Origin of the sequence: Aeromonas sp. ZOR0001 (assembly GCF_000801015.1) — a bacterium.
Lineage (GTDB): Bacteria > Pseudomonadota > Gammaproteobacteria > Enterobacterales > Aeromonadaceae > Aeromonas > Aeromonas veronii.
In genome coordinates, this window is sequence record NZ_JRJY01000167.1 from 1 (window position 1) to 2,309 (window position 2,309).

Sequence of the window (2,309 nt, forward strand, 5' to 3'; positions counted from 1 at the left end):
CGGCCGGTGGTTGGCGTTCATACGTCGCCATCGGCCCCTCTCTCCCCCTGTTTAAACGACACATTTTCAACCGACAACCAACCGACAGGTAATTGTGATGAAACAGAGATTGAAAGCGGTGGCGCTGGCCATCGGGTGCGCGCTCACCGTCGCCCCGGCCTGTGCCGAACCGGTACAACTGACGCCACTGGATAAAACCTTCACCCTGCAGGTGCTCGGCAGTGGTGGCCCCATCTCCGACGACCTGCGCGCCTCCTCCAGCGAGGTGATCTGGTGGAAGGGGAAATCCCGCATCCTGATCGATGCCGGTGGCGGCGTCTACCTGCGCTTCGGCCAGGCGGGGGCCAAGCTCGAAGAGGTCGATTTTATCGGCATCACCCACTTCCACACCGACCATGTGACCGACCTGCCCGCCCTGCTCAAGGGGGCCTACTTCTTCGAACGCAGCGATCCGCTGGATCTGGCGGGGCCAGAGGCCGGCTCGGCCTTTCCCAGCATGAGCGGCTACTTTGATGCCCTCTTCAACAAAGACAAGGGCGCTTATGCCTACCTGAGCGGCTTCAAGGATGGCACCGATGGCCTCTTCCCCATCACCTTGCACGATGTGCCCTACCAGAGTCCGCAGCCCCACACCGTTTATCAGCAGGATGGGCTGACCATCACCGCACTCGGCATCCCTCACGGTGACGTGCCCTGTCTGGCCTATCGCATCGAGAGCGCCGAGGGGAGCATCGTCATCTCGGCGGATCAGAACGGTTCCAACCCCGCCTTCCTCGATTTTGCCCGCGGCGCCGACATTCTGGTGATGCCGCTCGCCATCCATGAAGGGGCCGACCCGGTTTCGGCCTCGCTTCATGCCAAGCCATCTGTGGTAGCCAAGATTGCCGCCGAGGTGAACCCCAAGCTGCTGGTGCTCAACCACTGGATGGGGTTGGGGTTGAGCCGCAAGAGCGAGGCACTCGATATCGTCAAGTCACAGTTCCGCGGTCAGGTGATTGCCGCCCGCGATCTCTCCAGCTACCCCGTTTCATCCGTCAAGGAGTCCGCCCATGAGTAACCCAAGCAGCAACAAGACCAACAAACTGACCCTCTCCATCGCCATGACCAGCCTGATTGCCCTGACCCCGGGACTGGCGCTGGCGGCCACCCCGAGCGATGCGCCGGTCAAGGCCGCCCCCAGCGAACAGCACGGCGGCAAGTGCGCGGCGGGCAAGTGCGGCACCGAGAAGCGCTTTGAAAAGCAAGCCCTCGACAGTGATCCGCAGGGGCGGCTGGTGCGCGCCCGCGATGGCAAGTGTGGCGTGGCGGGAGAGGGGATTGATGGCGACAGAGCCAGCAAGAGCAGCAAGATGACGGAGGGGGTATGCGGCCAATAAGCTCCCGCAGTCGGGGGATCGGGCTGCGCCAGGAGCATCTGGATGCGCTCTGTTCCGGCCCCGTCCGCCCCGGCATCGACTTTCTCGAACTGGCGCCGGAGAACTGGATGGCCATCGGCGGCGCCAAGCGGGCGCAGCTGCATCAGCTTGCCGAGCGTTACCCGCTGGTGGCCCACGGTCTCAGCCTCTCCCTCGGCGATTGTCAGCCCCTCAATCGCACTTTGCTCAGCCAGATCCGCACCTTTCTGGACGAGTTCGGCATCGAGATCTACAGCGAGCACCTGAGCTTTTCCCGCGACCAGCAGGGGTATCTTTACGAGCTTTTACCGGTGCCGCGCCAGTGGGAGAACATCCCCTATCTGGCAGAGCGGATCGCGCAGGTGCAGGAGGCGCTGGCCCGCCCGCTGGTGCTGGAAAATATCTCCTACTACCACGGCTATGACCACGAGATGCCGGAGGAGGATTTTCTCGCCGAGCTGGTGGCGCGCAGCGGCTGCGAGCTGCTGCTCGATATCAACAACGTCTTTGTGAACAGCCGCAACCACGGTTACTGCCCCAAGCGGATGATTGCCGGGCTGCCGGGCAATGCGATCCGCTATTTCCATATCGCCGGTCATCTGGAAGAGGCGGATGGCACTTTATTGGATACCCATGGCAAACCGGTGTGCGAGGAGGTGGTGGCGCTGGCCCGTTATACGGTGCAGACCCATGGCCTGCGCCCCCTGCTGCTGGAGCGGGATCACCATTTGCCACCGCTGGCAGAGCTGGAGGCCGAGCTGGCGCGGGTGCACGGCGCCTGTTGCGAGGCGATCGACCATCAGGTGCGGGAGGTACGCTATGGATAGACGGTTATCACTGATCACTGCGCCCAAAACGGCGCCGCAGCGAATGCAGCAGCAGACCGCCTGGCTGGCGAGCCGGGTGCGGCTGCCA

Annotated in this window: 3 protein-coding genes; all 3 read left to right on the top strand. The window is 63.3% G+C overall.

Translation table 11 applies throughout. The features are described 5' to 3' along the window. Positions 1–97: 97 nt before the first annotated feature. From L972_RS20115 to L972_RS20125, 3 genes are read left to right on the top strand one after another with little or no spacing between them, the layout of a single operon-like run. Complete coding sequence (locus L972_RS20115) at positions 98–1,057, top strand: MBL fold metallo-hydrolase (RefSeq protein WP_047440619.1); 960 nt, start codon at positions 98–100, stop codon at positions 1,055–1,057. Beyond that, entirely contained in the window at positions 1,050–1,376 is a 327-nt protein-coding gene (locus tag L972_RS20120) for a hypothetical protein (protein ID WP_040067801.1), read from the top strand. The genes L972_RS20115 and L972_RS20120 overlap by 8 nt, the downstream gene beginning before the upstream one ends. Further along, positions 1,364–2,221 (top strand): DUF692 domain-containing protein, encoded by an 858-nt coding sequence (locus tag L972_RS20125; RefSeq protein WP_047440621.1) that lies wholly within the window; start codon positions 1,364–1,366, stop codon positions 2,219–2,221. The genes L972_RS20120 and L972_RS20125 overlap by 13 nt, the downstream gene beginning before the upstream one ends. The last annotated feature ends 88 nt before the right edge of the window (positions 2,222–2,309 follow it).

Bases quoted from the DNA above. Each gene is read 5' to 3' on its own strand.
- L972_RS20115 (WP_047440619.1), top strand. From the start codon at position 98: ATGAAACAGAGATTGAAAGCGGTGGCGCTGGCCATCGGGTGCGCGCTC.
- L972_RS20120 (WP_040067801.1), top strand. From the start codon at position 1,050: ATGAGTAACCCAAGCAGCAACAAGACCAACAAACTGACCCTCTCCATC.
- L972_RS20125 (WP_047440621.1), top strand. From the start codon at position 1,364: ATGCGGCCAATAAGCTCCCGCAGTCGGGGGATCGGGCTGCGCCAGGAG.